Annotated in this window: 15 protein-coding genes; 9 read left to right on the forward strand and 6 right to left on the reverse strand. The window is 70.4% G+C overall.

Annotated features, from left to right (window positions below; genetic code table 11):
• A partial coding sequence (locus BLQ91_RS16695; protein WP_176959789.1) for a transposase occupies window positions 1-288 on the forward strand: 288 nt, incomplete at its 5' end.
• 7 nt (window positions 289-295) lie between these two features.
• On the opposite strand, the gene BLQ91_RS16700 is transcribed toward BLQ91_RS16695, so the two are convergent.
• A complete protein-coding gene (locus BLQ91_RS16700; protein ID WP_090097799.1) occupies window positions 296-892 on the reverse strand; it encodes a phosphoribosylanthranilate isomerase in 597 nt (198 codons plus the stop codon).
• A gap of 108 nt (window positions 893-1,000) precedes the next feature.
• Between BLQ91_RS16700 and BLQ91_RS16705 the strand changes: the two genes are divergently transcribed.
• On the forward strand, window positions 1,001-2,731 hold the full coding sequence (locus tag BLQ91_RS16705; protein ID WP_090097800.1) for an L-aspartate oxidase: 1,731 nt from the start codon (window positions 1,001-1,003) through the stop codon (window positions 2,729-2,731).
• Window positions 2,732-2,934: 203 nt separating this feature from the next.
• Here the strand turns inward: BLQ91_RS16705 and BLQ91_RS16710 are convergent, their stop codons facing one another.
• Window positions 2,935-3,141 (reverse strand): hypothetical protein, encoded by a 207-nt coding sequence (locus tag BLQ91_RS16710; protein WP_090097801.1) that lies wholly within the window; start codon window positions 3,139-3,141, stop codon window positions 2,935-2,937.
• Between the two features lie 138 nt (window positions 3,142-3,279).
• The gene (locus BLQ91_RS16715; protein WP_090097802.1) at window positions 3,280-4,104 is read right to left on the reverse strand and encodes a class II glutamine amidotransferase; all 825 of its coding nucleotides are present in this window, start codon (window positions 4,102-4,104) and stop codon (window positions 3,280-3,282) included.
• A gap of 97 nt (window positions 4,105-4,201) precedes the next feature.
• Here BLQ91_RS16715 and BLQ91_RS40325 point away from each other — a divergent pair, with 97 nt between their 5' ends.
• From BLQ91_RS40325 to BLQ91_RS16735, 4 genes are all read left to right on the forward strand, one after another.
• A complete protein-coding gene (locus BLQ91_RS40325; RefSeq protein WP_143022677.1) occupies window positions 4,202-4,603 on the forward strand; it encodes a hypothetical protein in 402 nt (133 codons plus the stop codon).
• Between the two features lie 396 nt (window positions 4,604-4,999).
• The gene (locus BLQ91_RS16725) at window positions 5,000-5,203 is read left to right on the forward strand and encodes a hypothetical protein (protein WP_090097804.1); all 204 of its coding nucleotides are present in this window, start codon (window positions 5,000-5,002) and stop codon (window positions 5,201-5,203) included.
• Window positions 5,203-6,015, forward strand: a complete 813-nt coding sequence (locus BLQ91_RS16730; RefSeq protein WP_090097805.1) for a hypothetical protein — start codon at window positions 5,203-5,205, stop codon at window positions 6,013-6,015. The genes BLQ91_RS16725 and BLQ91_RS16730 overlap by 1 nt, the downstream gene beginning before the upstream one ends.
• Window positions 6,016-6,515: 500 nt before the next feature.
• Complete coding sequence (locus BLQ91_RS16735; protein WP_143022678.1) at window positions 6,516-7,004, forward strand: helix-turn-helix domain-containing protein; 489 nt, start codon at window positions 6,516-6,518, stop codon at window positions 7,002-7,004.
• A 44-nt stretch (window positions 7,005-7,048) separates the two neighbouring features.
• Here BLQ91_RS16735 and BLQ91_RS42680 read toward each other — a convergent pair whose 3' ends face one another.
• From BLQ91_RS42680 to BLQ91_RS16750, 3 genes are all read right to left on the reverse strand, one after another.
• Entirely contained in the window at window positions 7,049-7,201 is a 153-nt protein-coding gene (locus BLQ91_RS42680) for a hypothetical protein (RefSeq protein ID WP_245733532.1), read from the reverse strand.
• 155 nt (window positions 7,202-7,356) lie between these two features.
• Window positions 7,357-9,600: an ATP-binding protein gene (locus BLQ91_RS16745; RefSeq protein ID WP_090098193.1), complete on the reverse strand. Its 2,244-nt coding sequence runs from the start codon at window positions 9,598-9,600 to the stop codon at window positions 7,357-7,359.
• 341 nt (window positions 9,601-9,941) lie between these two features.
• Complete coding sequence (locus BLQ91_RS16750) at window positions 9,942-10,505, reverse strand: ester cyclase (protein ID WP_090097807.1); 564 nt, start codon at window positions 10,503-10,505, stop codon at window positions 9,942-9,944.
• A gap of 138 nt (window positions 10,506-10,643) precedes the next feature.
• Here BLQ91_RS16750 and BLQ91_RS16755 point away from each other — a divergent pair, with 138 nt between their 5' ends.
• Genes BLQ91_RS16755 through bla form a run of 3 tightly spaced genes read left to right on the forward strand, consistent with a single transcriptional unit; the run spans window position 10,644 to window position 13,120 of the window.
• Window positions 10,644-11,297, forward strand: coding sequence for a TetR/AcrR family transcriptional regulator (locus tag BLQ91_RS16755; RefSeq protein ID WP_090097808.1), 654 nt, complete (start codon window positions 10,644-10,646; stop codon window positions 11,295-11,297).
• A 45-nt stretch (window positions 11,298-11,342) separates the two neighbouring features.
• Window positions 11,343-12,173, forward strand: a complete 831-nt coding sequence (locus BLQ91_RS16760; protein ID WP_245733534.1) for a phosphatase PAP2 family protein — start codon at window positions 11,343-11,345, stop codon at window positions 12,171-12,173.
• Window positions 12,152-13,120 (forward strand): class A beta-lactamase, encoded by a 969-nt coding sequence (bla, locus tag BLQ91_RS16765; RefSeq protein ID WP_245733536.1) that lies wholly within the window; start codon window positions 12,152-12,154, stop codon window positions 13,118-13,120. Before BLQ91_RS16760 ends, bla begins: the two co-directional genes overlap by 22 nt.
• The last annotated feature ends 46 nt before the right edge of the window (window positions 13,121-13,166 follow it).

The raw sequence follows: 13,166 nt of genomic DNA on the forward strand, positions 1-13,166 counted from the left end.
AACTTCTCCCCGCACCGCCACCCCGACATCCGCAAGTGGGCCGCCGGCAACCAGATCGAGCTGGTGTTCCTGCCGACCTACGGATCCTGGCTGAACTGGATCGAGGCCGAGTTCGCCGCACTGCGCTACTTCGCCCTCAACGGCACCGACCATCGCAGCCACACCGAACAGAACACCGCGATCGCCGCCTACATCCGCTGGCGCAACGCCCGCGCCAAGCCCAAGACCGGCTTCGCCACCGACTCACCCATCCGCACCTGGACCCATTACCCGGCCAACGTTGCGTGACGCGCCACTAGCCTCGCGCGGCGGCGACGAACTCGCGCATCCGGCCGTGGTCCTTCACGCCCCGGCTCGACTCGATGCCGCTGGACACGTCGACGCCCCACGGCCGCGCGACGCCGATCGCGCCGGCGACGGTCTCCGGCGACAGCCCGCCCGCGAGCACCCAGTGCCCGGTGGGCGGGTTGTCGGCGAGCCGCGTGACGTCCCACTGCTCACCCGACCCCGCCACCGGCGAGTCGATCAGGAGCAGTTCCTCGCCGAACGCCCCGGTGCGCACGTCGGTGCCCGGACCCAGCGCCGTGGCTCTGACGAGCTGGAGCGGGAGGTCCGCCAGCTCGTCGAAAGCTTCCTTCGGATAGTCGCCGTGCAGCTGCAACGCGCGCACGCCTGTCTTCAGCGCCATCTCACCGGCTTCGGTGGCCGTGATCCCGCGCACGACGGCGACCGTCAGCACCTGCGGCGGCACGCCCGCGACCAGCTCGCGGGCGAGGCCGGCGTCGATCCGGCGGGGGCTGTCGGTGAGCACGAAGCCCACGGCGTCGGCCCCCGTGTCGACTGCCACGGTGACGTCGGACTCGGTGCGCAGACCGCAGAGCTTCACGAACACACCACCGATCCTAGTGAAGTGACGGCCGACGCATGTCGTGCTGCTAACAGTCACACACCTCGGCCCTGTCCGGTCCTCATAGTGGAAGTACGGGCAACGGAGGCCGTTATGACAATCCAAGAAGTCCAGACAGCCACCTCGGTACTGGTGATCGGCAGCGGCGGCGCCGGATTGCGCGCCGCGATCGAGCTCGCCGAACGCGGAGTCGACGTGATCGTCGTCGGCAAGCGGTCCAAGGCCGACGCGCACACCGCCCTCGCCGCCGGTGGGATCAACGCGGCGCTGGCGACGATGGACCCCGCCGACACCTGGCAGCAGCACGCCGCGGACACCGTCAAGGAGAGCTACCACCTCGCCAACCCGGAGATCGTCCGGGTCGTGGCGGAGCAGGCGCCGCGCGGCATCGAGGACCTCGAACGCTGGGGCATGCCGTTCGCGCGGGAGACCGACGGGCGCATCTCGCAGCGGTTCTTCGGCGCGCACACGTTCCGCCGCACGTCGTTCGCGGGCGACTACACCGGGCTGGAGATCCAGCGCACCCTCGTGAACCGCGCCGCGCAGCTCGGCATCCCCATCCACGACACCTGCTACATCACGCGGATCCTGGTGCGGGACAACGTGGTGTTCGGCGCCTACGGGTTCGACCTCGGCAACGGCACGCGGTACGTGTTCCACGCCGACGCCGTGATCCTCGCCGCGGGCGGGCACACCCGCATCTGGCGCCGCACGTCGAGCCGCCGCGACGAGAACACCGGCGACTCGTTCCGGCTGGCGCTGCTCGCGGGCGGCCGCATCCGCGACCCCGAGCTGGTGCAGTTCCACCCGTCCGGCCTGCTCGAACCGGAGAACGCGGCCGGCACGCTCGTCTCGGAGGCGGCGCGCGGTGAGGGCGGCATCCTCACGAACGCCGCGGGCGAGCGGTTCATGGCCCGGTACGACCCGCGGCGCATGGAACTGTCCACACGCGACCGAGTGGCGCTCGCCGCGTACACCGAGATCAAGGAGGGCCGCGGCACCCCGAACGGGGGCGTGTGGCTCGACGTGTCGCACCTGCCGCGCGAGCAGATCATGCGCCGCCTGCCGAGGGTGTACCAGACGCTGCTCGAACTGCAGATGAAGGACATCACCCGGGAGGCCGTGGAGATCGCGCCCACCGCGCACTACTCGATGGGCGGCGTGTGGGTGTCGCCGTCCGACCACTCGACGGGCGTCGACGGCCTGTACGCCATCGGTGAGGCGTCCAGCGGCCTGCACGGCGCGAACCGGCTCGGCGGCAACTCGCTCATCGAACTGCTGGTGTACGGCCGGATCGTCGGTGAGGCCGCGGCCTCGTACTCCGCTTCCCTGGACGCGCAACGACGGTCGCGCGACGCCGTGGACGAGGCGCGGTCCGAGGTCGACGACCTGCTCGCCGCGGACGGGCCGGAGAACGTCCGCGCCCTGCAACGGTCGCTGCGCGACACGATGACCGAGCACGCGGGTGTCGTGCGCGACGAAGCCGGTCTGCGCAAGGGACTCGCGGAGCTCGACGAGCTGGAGGAGCGCATCCGCCACGTCGGCGTGCACCCGGACCTGGCCGGTTTCGGGGACCTCGCGCACGCGTTCGACCTGAAGTCGTCGGCGATCTCCGCCCGCGCGACCCTGGAGTGCGCGCTGGAGCGGCGCGAGACCCGGGGCTGCCACAACCGGTCGGACTTCCCGGACCTCGACCCCGCGCAGCAGGTGAACCTCGTCTGGTCGGGTCCCGGCCGGGTCGAACGCGAGGAGATCCCACCGGTCCCGGCGGAGATCACGGCGTTGATGAGGGACGTCGACACGGCGGGCAAGCTGGTCGAGTGACGCGGTGAGGGGGCGGAGCTCCCGCCCCCTCCCTCCACGGCCGCGCACCTCCAGCACGTCGCGGATCACGCCGATCCGACCGGACAGCGCCCCGCTTCGTGACACCGCGGCTCCCGGACGCGAAGGGGGACGTGGGTGCGCGACGACAGGTGGCCCGAGTCGGTCGCGGGCTGGGAGCTGCACCGGGAGGACCGGCGCGAGCACTACCGCAAGCGCATGTCCAACGGGCTGACCGTGTTCGCCGCGTGGGACGGCGACCGGCGCAGGGGAACGGTCGGGGCGCGTGTCGAGCCGATCGGCATCGGCCGCACGCTCACGGCGGGCCACAGGGAGTTCCGCGACAGGAACGACCTCCTCACCGCCGCCCGGCTCGTCGTCGACGTGGCGGCGAACCTGCCGTCGTCGCGCATGGGCCGGGAGACGACAGCCGACCCGTTGCGCGCGGGGGAGGTGGCCGGGAACCCCGAGGCGGTGCCCGGCTCAGGAGACGTGCCCGAGGTCGAGCTGACGTCTGGGTGGTCCTGCGCCGGGCGTTCGCGAGCTGACCGTCACGGCTTGAACGGCAGCAGTTCCTCTTCCACGCCGGTCCTGACGACGACGCACGTCGACTCCGGCACCTCCTGCCAGGCCCCGACCAGGTCGCCCAGCGGTTCGGACACGACGAGCCGCGAGTCGTCCGCGAGGTCGTGCAGCGCGGGGTTGTCCGGGTACTGGCGGCGCAGCGTCGACACGTCGGTGCTGTGGAACAGCGTGCGCGACCTGCCTCGGCTCGAGTACCGGAACGCCCAGGTCGTCGACCCGTCGGTGACCGCGACCGTCATCTGGACCGGGTGCTCGACACCCGCGCGCCGGCCGACGTCCTCGACGAACTCGACCATGCGCGCCACCCCGGCGGGCGGGTCCTGCTCCAGCCCGAAGCTGAGCGCCAGGTAGAACATGACCTCCGAGTCGGTCGACCCCTCGACCAGCGGGAACAGCGCGGGGTCGACCGCCAGCACGAGCTCGCGCCGCACCAGCGGGAACTCCGAGATCAGGCCGTTGTGCATCCACAGCCAGCTGCCGTGGCGGAACGGGTGGCAGTTCGACCGCTGCACCGCGCCGCCCGTCGAGGCCCGCACGTGCGCGAAGACCCGGTCGGCCGTGATCTGCGCCGCCAGTTCGCGCAGGTTGCGGTCGTTCCACGCGGGCTCCGTGCTCAGGAAGAGCCCCGGCGTGCTCGCGCTGCCGTACCAGCCGATGCCGAACCCGTCGCCGTTCACGGCGGTCGCGCCGAGCCGGGCGTGCTTGGACTGCATGACGAGCGAGTTCTCCGGTGCGTAGAGCAGTTCCTCCAGCAACACCGGCGAACCGGAATACGCGAGCCACCGGCACATGACGGACCTCCTCGAACCCAGCGCTACACGGGAACACGTAGTAAACGCGGAACGAGAGGTTTGCGGCGACGCGCCCTCCTCGGGCAGCATGGCCGGGGTGACGGTCCCTCCCGGTCTACGGCCCCCGCCCTACGAACAGCCCCGGGGGAACTTCGAGACGATCGAGGTCCACGCCCCAGCCGCCCCAGTCGCCCCAAGCGCGCAGGCCGCGCCGCCGGCGGAACCCGCCGCGGAGCCCGAGGAGCGCTCGGACATCGCCGTGATCGGCCCGATCGCCGCTCTCGTGCTCGCCCTCACGATCTGCACGCTGATCCTGGAGCACCCCGCCGCGCGTGTCTCCGCGGCCGGTCTGGCCACGGTCGGGCTGGTCGTGGCCGTCGTGCTGATGCTGATGGGCAAGAAGCCGAAGCCGGGACGCCACGTGGCCCGGCACGCGATCGACCCCGAGGCGACGGAGCGGATCCCGCCGGGGTGGAGCGCCACCGACCGGCGCCGGTGACCGGAGGCTGGCACCTCCGGCCACCGCAGTACCTCCCGGCGCACGTCCGGAGTCACCAGGCCGCGGTTCGAGCAGGCACAGCGCTTTCGCACCGCGGCCAACACTATTCGTCCCGTGAGAACGCGCCAATTGGACGCGGTTGACCTGCGCGTCCGCCGCGTCCATGACAACTGCGTGGACGGCAGTGGACGGCAACGGACGGCAGTGGACGGTCCACGGCTGTCCAGGCGTCGTCCCCGAAAGTGACAACACGCCTGTTCAGGCTGGCAAGTGCCGGTTTTGCCGGTGCAGCATGGGAGAGCACGCTCCGCATTGGACCGATCACCACGAAGCGGCTGGCACCGCGGGTGACGGAGCTGGAGCGAGTTCCGGAGTCACCTGAAGTAGGGAATCCTCATGCAGTTCGAGTTCAACCTGCCCTTGTTGCGCAAGCTGATGGCGATTCCGCACGCTAACCCGCTGCTCGGCAACATCGCCCTGATCTGGGCCATGAGCGAACGCGGGCACAGCGCGAGTCTTGTGCTCGAGACCGTGGTGATCGTCAACGCGATCGTCGTCGGCCTGAGCGTCCTTTCCCAGTTCGGGGGGCACACGCGCTGATGTCCACCGCGACACCCGAGGCCGCCGCCGGTTTGGCGGCGGCTCTGCGGGCAGACGTGATTCGACGCTGGAACCTCGCCGGCAGACCCGGACCTGGCGAGCTCGCCGCGGCCAGCGGGCGTGCCGAGGAGTTGTTCCGGGACTTCCTGGACGGCCGGCAGGGGGTGAACCCGCACCTGCAGTGGCTCGCGATGAACGACGCGCTGTCCGCGCCTGGCGAGCACGACGCGAAGTTCAGAGAAGCGGTGTGGCGGTGGGTGCGGACGGTCAGCGGGCCGCCCACCCAGCCGTCGCTGCGGCCCCTGCGAGCGAAGCCTCCTGCCGAGTCGGAGACCTCGCTGCAAGGGGCGGACCCGCTCGTGCTGGCCAGACGGGTGAACTCGGCGCAGCAGTTCAACCACCAGCTGCGCCGGCTGATGATCCAGACCAGCACGTCGTTCACCGACATCGGCCGACGCAGTGAGAGCCTGCCGCGCAGCACCGCTCATCACCTGGTCAACCACGATCGATTACCGGCGCGGGCGGAGCAGGTCCGCGCGTTCGTCCAAGGTTGCGGGATCGACGAGAACGCACAGGACGAATGGGTGGCGGCATGGCAGGAGGCTCGCGTCCGGCTGTCCGGGGCCGCGCCCGCGCCCGTCCCGCTCCGTCGCCGCCGCCGAGACCGTGTCCTGTTCACCATCACCATCACGACGCCTCGTCGCGGCAGGGCGTGCACCGTCACAACGGCGCGTGCGGGCCGTGCGGCGTTGATGATGATGCTTTGTTTGATCACTGCTTTGTGGCCGCTGGCGGCTGGGGTGTGGGGATAGGCGCTTCGCAATTTGTTGCCGAGCCCACCAAATCATGTTCATCGGGCAGGAGCAGACCCTGTTCCCGCAGGGTCTGCTCCCGATGTCCCGTGCCGCGTCCGGATCCTTTGCAGAAGATGCAGGCCTGGCCGGGAGTTCGTGAAGCCGTGAGCGAATTCGCTCGGTGCGGCCCGGACGTTACACGCTTGCGTGGACGACTCGGGGCGGTTGAGCGGCGGGAGAGCGCTCACACGGCTTCTACCTGCGTTGTCCATCCGCATTCCGTACCGGATCGAGTGATGATCGCTTCGTTCTCGACAGGTGCCGAGCCCATGATCGATGTTCACGTGCGGCCGAGATCCCTCTCGCTTCGGGGGAACGTGGCATGGTGATTTCTTCGGGCGCGGTCGCACGTGTAGTGTCACGATCCACTCTCGTCAGCTGGTGGTATTCCCGTGCCGCTTCCGTGCAGGTGCGAGAGGTCGCGTTCGGATCCTTTGCAGAATGTGGAGCAATTCTTCATGGTTAGGAATTCGAGGGGTGCTGACGCGCACTCCGAGATCTGGCCGGACCCGGCCGGAATGCGCACCACCGCGGCGTTCGTCAACGGCCTGAGGACGGTGCGGACGCGGTCCGGCAAGTCCTTCACCGAACTGGCCGAGCGCAGCAAGGCACTCGGCTACCCGCAGTCGCGGAGCACCTTGCACAAGATGTGCCAGGAGGAGAAGGGGAAGCTGCCGTCCACCTTCGGGCGCGTCGAGCACTTCCTGCTGACCTGCGGGGTGCCCGCTGCGGAGATCGGGGCTTGGCGGAAGGCCTACCAGCGCCTGAGCGAGGCGCCGGACCTCGTCGCGGCGGAACCCATGCCGATCGGTGAGGTCGGTGACTTCGTGCAGGACTTCGCCGACTTCGACCGCTCGACCGGTGTTCGTCCGTCCCTCACCTGGCTCGCGGGTGCGTTCCTGGTGGGAACGGCCGCCGGTGGAGCTGTGGTGGCCTGGCTGGTCTGACGGGTGGTGGCCGTCCGTTCCCTCGCATGGACGGCCACCACGACTCACCTCAGGGTCGCCAGACCCGCCTTCGCGTACTTCTCGTCCAGGTCACCGCTGGGCGCCCCGCCCACGCCGATGCCCGCCACGGACGAGCCCTGGACCGGTGGAGTAGCCGGCGTGGCTGTGCCCTCCCGAGCGCATGGCGAACGGAACACGGCTCGTTCTCGGCTCCGGCCTGGGCACGGCCTGGTGCCACGGCATGAAACGGCTGCGCATCCGCTGGGAGCGCCGCGACGACGTCCACGAAGTCCTCGGCTTCGGCACCTGCATCATCTGCTACCGACACGTCCGACGATCGTGTTGGGGCCAGTCAGTCCCGACCGTCCCGATTGGTCTCGTCCAGTTCGTCGAGTTGCCGTTGGACGCGTTGGGCGTCGGTGTCGCGGCTTTGTTCCCGGTACAGCTCCAGTGCCTCCCGCCAGACCGCGCGGACCTGCTCGTGTCCCAGGGCGGCGTGGGGGTGGCCGAGGTTGTCGAGGGTGTCCGCGATCAGGTAGGTGTTGCCGAGAGCGCGGAACAGGGTGAGGGCCTGCTGGTAATGACCAAGGGCCTGGTGGTGGTCGCCGGTGCGGTGAGCGATGAACCCCAGGCTGTCCAGGACGGACGCCTCGACTTCGAGGTCGTGGTGGTGTCGCAGCAGCGTGAGGGCGGCGCCGCAGTGGTCGCGGGCGGTGTCGAAGTCGCCCAGACGCGCGGCGTACCAACCCACCGCGTTGAGCGCGATGGCTTCCCGCACCGGATGGTCGAGGGTGCGATGGAGGACGAGGGCGTGACGGGCGTGGTCGAGAGCCTGCCGGTCGTCCCCTCGTCGTTCCCAGGCGAGTGCGAGCATCTGGTGGGTGTGTGCCTGTTCGGGGAGATCGCGGTGGCGCACGGCTTGGTCGAGGGCGCGGTTGAGGTGTCCGGATGCCTCCTCGTGCAGTCCCAACAGCGAGCAGACGTTGCCGAGGAACCGGTGAGTGCGACTGCGGATGGTGGGATCGGACAGGTGTTCGGCGGCGTCCAGCGCCATCCGCCATGAGGCGAGCGCATCGCGCAGGTGTCCCCGCCGGCGGAAGAAGGTCTCCAGCGTCCAGGCGAGGTGCCAGACGACGTCGTGGCGTCCGAGGGCGATTGCGGTGCTTTGGGCGGCGAGGAGGGTGGCGTGTTCGGCCTCCAGCCAGGCCGTCGCGGCTGCGGCGTCGGGCAGCGGGTGCGGGTGGACGCCGGACGTGGGTGGGTCGGGCCGTACGGGCTGGCGGTGGGGAGCGAGGAGGCGGTCGGCGGTGCGGGCAGTGTGCAGATGGAAGTCCACCACCCGTACCAGGGCTGTCTCTCGTACGTGGGCGGGCAGGTCGTGGGCAGTGGTGGCGGCGTAGTCACGGACCAGGTCGTGCATCGCGTACCGGCCGTGCGGCTGTCGTTCAGTGAGAGATGCTTCTTCCAGAGCGGAGAGGGCCTTCCGTGCGCGGGCCGGAGACAGGCCGGTGAGGGAGACCACGGCCGGCAGGGTGGTGTCGGTGCCGGGAGCGATGCCCAGCAGCCCGAACACGGCGCGCTGCGTGTCAGTGAGTTGGCGTAGGGACCAGGACAGCACCTTGGGCAGGCTCGCTGCGGGGTCGGTGTCGTGGTCGAGCGTCTCAAGTCCCAGTTGACGCAGTTCGGCGGCGGTCTCAGCAAGGGAGACGGCGGGGCGGGTAGCGGCGTTGCGGGCGGTGATCGACAGGGCCAGCGGATAGCCTCCGCACAGTTCGATCAGGTCCTCGACGGCGTCGGATTCGGCGACGATGCGGTCGCTTCCGACGCGCGTGGCCAGCAGGGCGTGTGCCTCGTCCCGGGTGAGGACGCCCAGGGTGAGGTGGCGGGCGCCGTAACGGTCGACCAGGGAGGCAAGCCGGTGGCGTCCGGTGATCAGCACGGTGCAGGTGGGACTGCCAGGCAGCAGCGGAACGACCTGATCGGCGGTCGCCGCGTTGTCCAGCACGATCAGCATCCGCCTGCCCGCGACCAGGGTCCGGTACAACGCAGCCTGTGTGTCCGGGTCCGGTGGGATGCGTCCGGGATCGACGCCGAGAGCGTCGAGGAACCCGCGCACCGCCGTCGCCGGGGCCACTGGGTCACCAGCCGCGCTGAACCCCCGCAGATCCACGAACAACTGCCCGTCGGGGAAGCGGTGCAGGTTGCGGTGCGCCCAGGCCAACGCCAACCAGGTCTTGCCGATTCCTCCCGCCCCGCCGATCGCCGAGACCATCACCGTCGCAGCTGCGACGGGTGGTTCGGTGCAGATCGGTCCAGGTGGGGTGGTGCCCGCTCCGCTCGGTGCGGCGGTGATCAAAGCATGATCCAGCTCGATTAGGTCTGCTGCCCGCCCAGCGAACAGCCCCGGCGCGGCGGGCAGTTGCCGCGGTATCACCTGCGCCGGCGGAGAAGGTGCCGCGTGCAGGTGCACATCGCCGTGAATTGCGCCGGCTTGCACTACGCCGCCCGCATGACCTGATGTCGTGTTGTGCACTTCAAGTCCGTGTCGAGCGCGGGACGCGTCAGGCTCTTGGGACTGCTGCGGCTCGGGTGCCATCACCTCGAACACCTCCTCGGCCTGGTCGGCAAGTCGCAGCGTCGCACCGCGGTCACCGGATTCCGGCCAGCGCCGGCGAAGTTCACCCGACCGCTCGAACCCGCTCCAACAGTGGTCAACAGGCAAGCGCTCGGCCGTGGGCCGCATCGACTTGCGCTCGCCGTCCAGCAACAGCCCACGCAGATGCAACTCGTCCTTGCCCGCTATCACGCCGAGCGAACCCGTCGAACATCTCCGCGGCGAAGTTTTCGATCGCCAGGCGAAGCAGGGCCATCTCCTCCAGCCCTACCCGCCGAGAAGATCACACCCGCGACACATCCGACATCGCACCTGACAGAGCCCTACCGGTCGAGCTCCGGCGGGGTCGTGGCGGTCAGCCGCGGATCCGGCCGGCCTCCCGACATCGCGAGCACGCCCCGGAACACCCGCAGCAGCTTGCGCAGCCCGCTCGGCCTCCTCCGGTCGATCCCGCTGATCACCTGCTTCAGCACGGACAGCTGGTCGAAGTAGACCCGCTCGGTGACGAGGTTCTCGTTGTCGTCGAAGAGGAAGTACGCGGTCATCCGCGTGCGGTGCTTCCCGCCGGTCGCCGGGATCCCGCCCAGCGGCCCGAGGTGCGTGCCCGTCAGCCAGAACTCGACGATCACGGCGTCGACGCTGTGCCGGAACGAGATCAGCTCGTGGTTCTGGTCGGGGAACGCCACGCGCGTGTCGGTGTAGTACTGCCGAACGGCCTGGTCGCCGTCGTGGACGACCATCTGCGCGATGAGCTCGTAGTGCGGGTGCGGGAACGTCGACAGCGTGGCGTCCCAGTCGTGCGCCACTTCGTCGTGGAAGTGGTCCAGCACGAGTTTCTCGCGGGCGCGCAGGACTTCCTCGGAGGGCAGCACGAAGCGGGATGACATCAACACTCCTCAGTGGACTGTCCGGCCGTGGCCGAACGTGCGCCTGGTGCCGGGTTCGGGAAGGCACCAATACCCACGGTGTGGGTTAATTCGAAGGCTAAACCCACACCGTGGGCATCCGCAAGGCACAATGGCCGCGTGACCGAACCCCGCCGGGGCCGCCCCCGCACGCCCCTGCTGTCCCGCGAGTCGATCGTCACCGCGACGCTGCGGGTCATCGACGCGGACGGCGTGGCCGCGGTCGGCATGCGCTCGGTGGCGAGGGCGCTGGGGGTGGACGCGAAGAGCCTCTACAACCACGTCGACGGCAAGGACGGCCTGCTCGACGCCGTCGCCGAGCAGCTGCTGGGCGGCCTGGTCCTGCCGGAGCCCACCGGCGACCCCCGCCGCGACCTGCGCGCCATCGCCGGGGCCTTCCGGGACCGCGCGCTCGCCCACCCCGGCGCGGCGCCGCTCGTGCTGACCCGTCAGCTGTCGTCGCTGGAGGGCCTCGCCCCGGTCGACGCGGTGCTGGCGGTGCTGCTGGCCGCGGGGGCGTCCCCGGACGAGGCCGTGCACCTGCTGCGGATGCTGCTCGCGACGTTGATCGGCACGCTGCTGCGCGAGGTGTCGGCGGCTCCGGCGTTCGGGGGTGACGACGGGGCGCGGCACGAGGTCCTGCGGGGCTCGGGGCTGCCGGCGGTGGCCGCGACGGCGCCGCACCTCGCCGCGTTCGACCGCGAGGCCGAGTTCGAGTACACCGTCGACCTCGCGATCACGGCGGCGCTGGACCGGCTGGGCCGAGTCCGTTGATCTTCATCCAGCGCGTGGGGCCGAATGGCAGCACACTGGCGCAGCGTGAAGCATCGACGGTGGCCCGTGGTCGCGGCGGCGGGGCTCCTGTTCGCGGCGCTCGTGTACGTCCTCGCGGTGTTGACGAGGGCCGGTCAGACCATCGAGAACGCGGCCCTGCGCGGTGCCGACCAGGACGACGTGTCCGAGACGGACGCCGCCTGGCAGGCGCTCGGCCAGATCACCGTCTACTCGCTCGCCGCCGCGGCGGTGGTGATCACCCTGGTCGGTGTGCTCAGGAAGCGCTGGGACCTCGCGGTCGCGGCCGTCGGTGTGATCGTCGCGGGCCAGGTCGTCGTGCAGGCGCTCAAGCGGTTCGTCCTGCCGCGGCCCGCGCTCGTCGAGGTCACCGGCGACTACGCGCACAACAGCCTCCCCAGTGGACACACGACCATCGCGATGACGGTGCTGTTCGCGGCGGTCATCGTGGTGCCGTGGAAGTGGCGCGGCGTGATGCTGTTCTTCGTGCTGCCGTGGGCCACGGCGATCGGGCAGTACACGCTGACGGCGAAGTGGCACCGCCTCAGCGACACCCTCGCCGCCGACGGCATCGCGCTCGCCGTCGCCGCGCTCGCCGCCTGGTGGTTGCAGCGCAAGGGATCCCTGCGTCCCCACGCCGGGCCGCGCCGGGCCGGGCGGGTCGTGCTCGTGGTGTTCTGGTCCGTCGTCGCCGCCGGCACCTTCGCGCTGGGTGGCGTCCTCTGGGGGCTCTCGCTGGCCAGGGAGGGGTTGAACGCCGACGAGTGGGTGATCTACCTCGGCGCCGGGACGTTCGCGTCGGCGGGGTCTCTGATCGCCGCGCTCACGTACCTGGCGTGCTGGCGCCGGATCGCGTGAACAACCAGTTGATCTCCCGCGCGTCCTCTCCTGTGGAGAGGTTTCCGGAAGAAGGGGGCAGGACGTTGGGTGTCAACCGACGAGCGGTGCTGGCATTGGGTGCCGGAGCGGCGCTGGCCGTGGCCGTGCCGGCTCAGGCGCAGGCCTCGACGGTCACCGGCAGGCTGCGCGAACTCGAGCGGCAGCACAACGCGCGCCTGGGCGTGTTCGCGACGGACACCGGCACCGGCCGCACGGTGCTGCACCGCGCCGACGAGCTCTTCCCGATGTGCTCGACGTTCAAGACCATCGCCGCGGCGGCGATCCTGCGCCGTGACCGCGACGGGTCGTTGCTGCGCAAGGTGATCACCTACACGCAGTCCGATGTGGACAAGTCGGGGCACGCGCCGGTCACCGGGAGGCCGGAGAACCTGGCGAACGGCATGACCGTCGCGGCCCTGTGCGAGGCGACCATCACCCACAGCGACAACTGCGCCGCGAACCTGCTGCTCAGGGAGCTCGGCGGCCCCACGGCGATCACCCGCTTCAGCCGCTCTATCGGCGATCCGGTGACGCGCCTCGACCGCTGGGAGCCGGAGCTCAACTCGGCCGAGCCGGGCCGCGTCACCGACACGACGTCACCGCGCGCCATCGGGCAGAGCTACGCGCGCCTGACGCTGGGCCACGCCCTCAACCCCAACGACTCCGACCAGCTCACGAACTGGCTGCTGGCCAACACGACCGGTGGCAACCGCATCCGCGCGGGCCTGCCGTCGGCGTGGCGCTGGGGCGACAAGACCGGCACCGGCAAGTACGGCACGACCAACGACGCCGGCATCGCGTTCCCGCCCGGCCGCGCGCCGATCGTGATCGCCGTGCTGTCGACGCGCCAGGACGAGCCGACCGGCGGCGCCGACGAACCGCTGCTCGCCGAGACCGCCGAGCTCGTCGCGGCGACGCTCGGCTGATCGGGGCCGGGGAGGGGCCGTGCTCCTCCCCGGCGACCGCATTGCG

This window comes from Lentzea jiangxiensis, from assembly GCF_900104175.1.
GTDB classification, from domain to species: domain Bacteria; phylum Actinomycetota; class Actinomycetes; order Mycobacteriales; family Pseudonocardiaceae; genus Lentzea; species Lentzea jiangxiensis.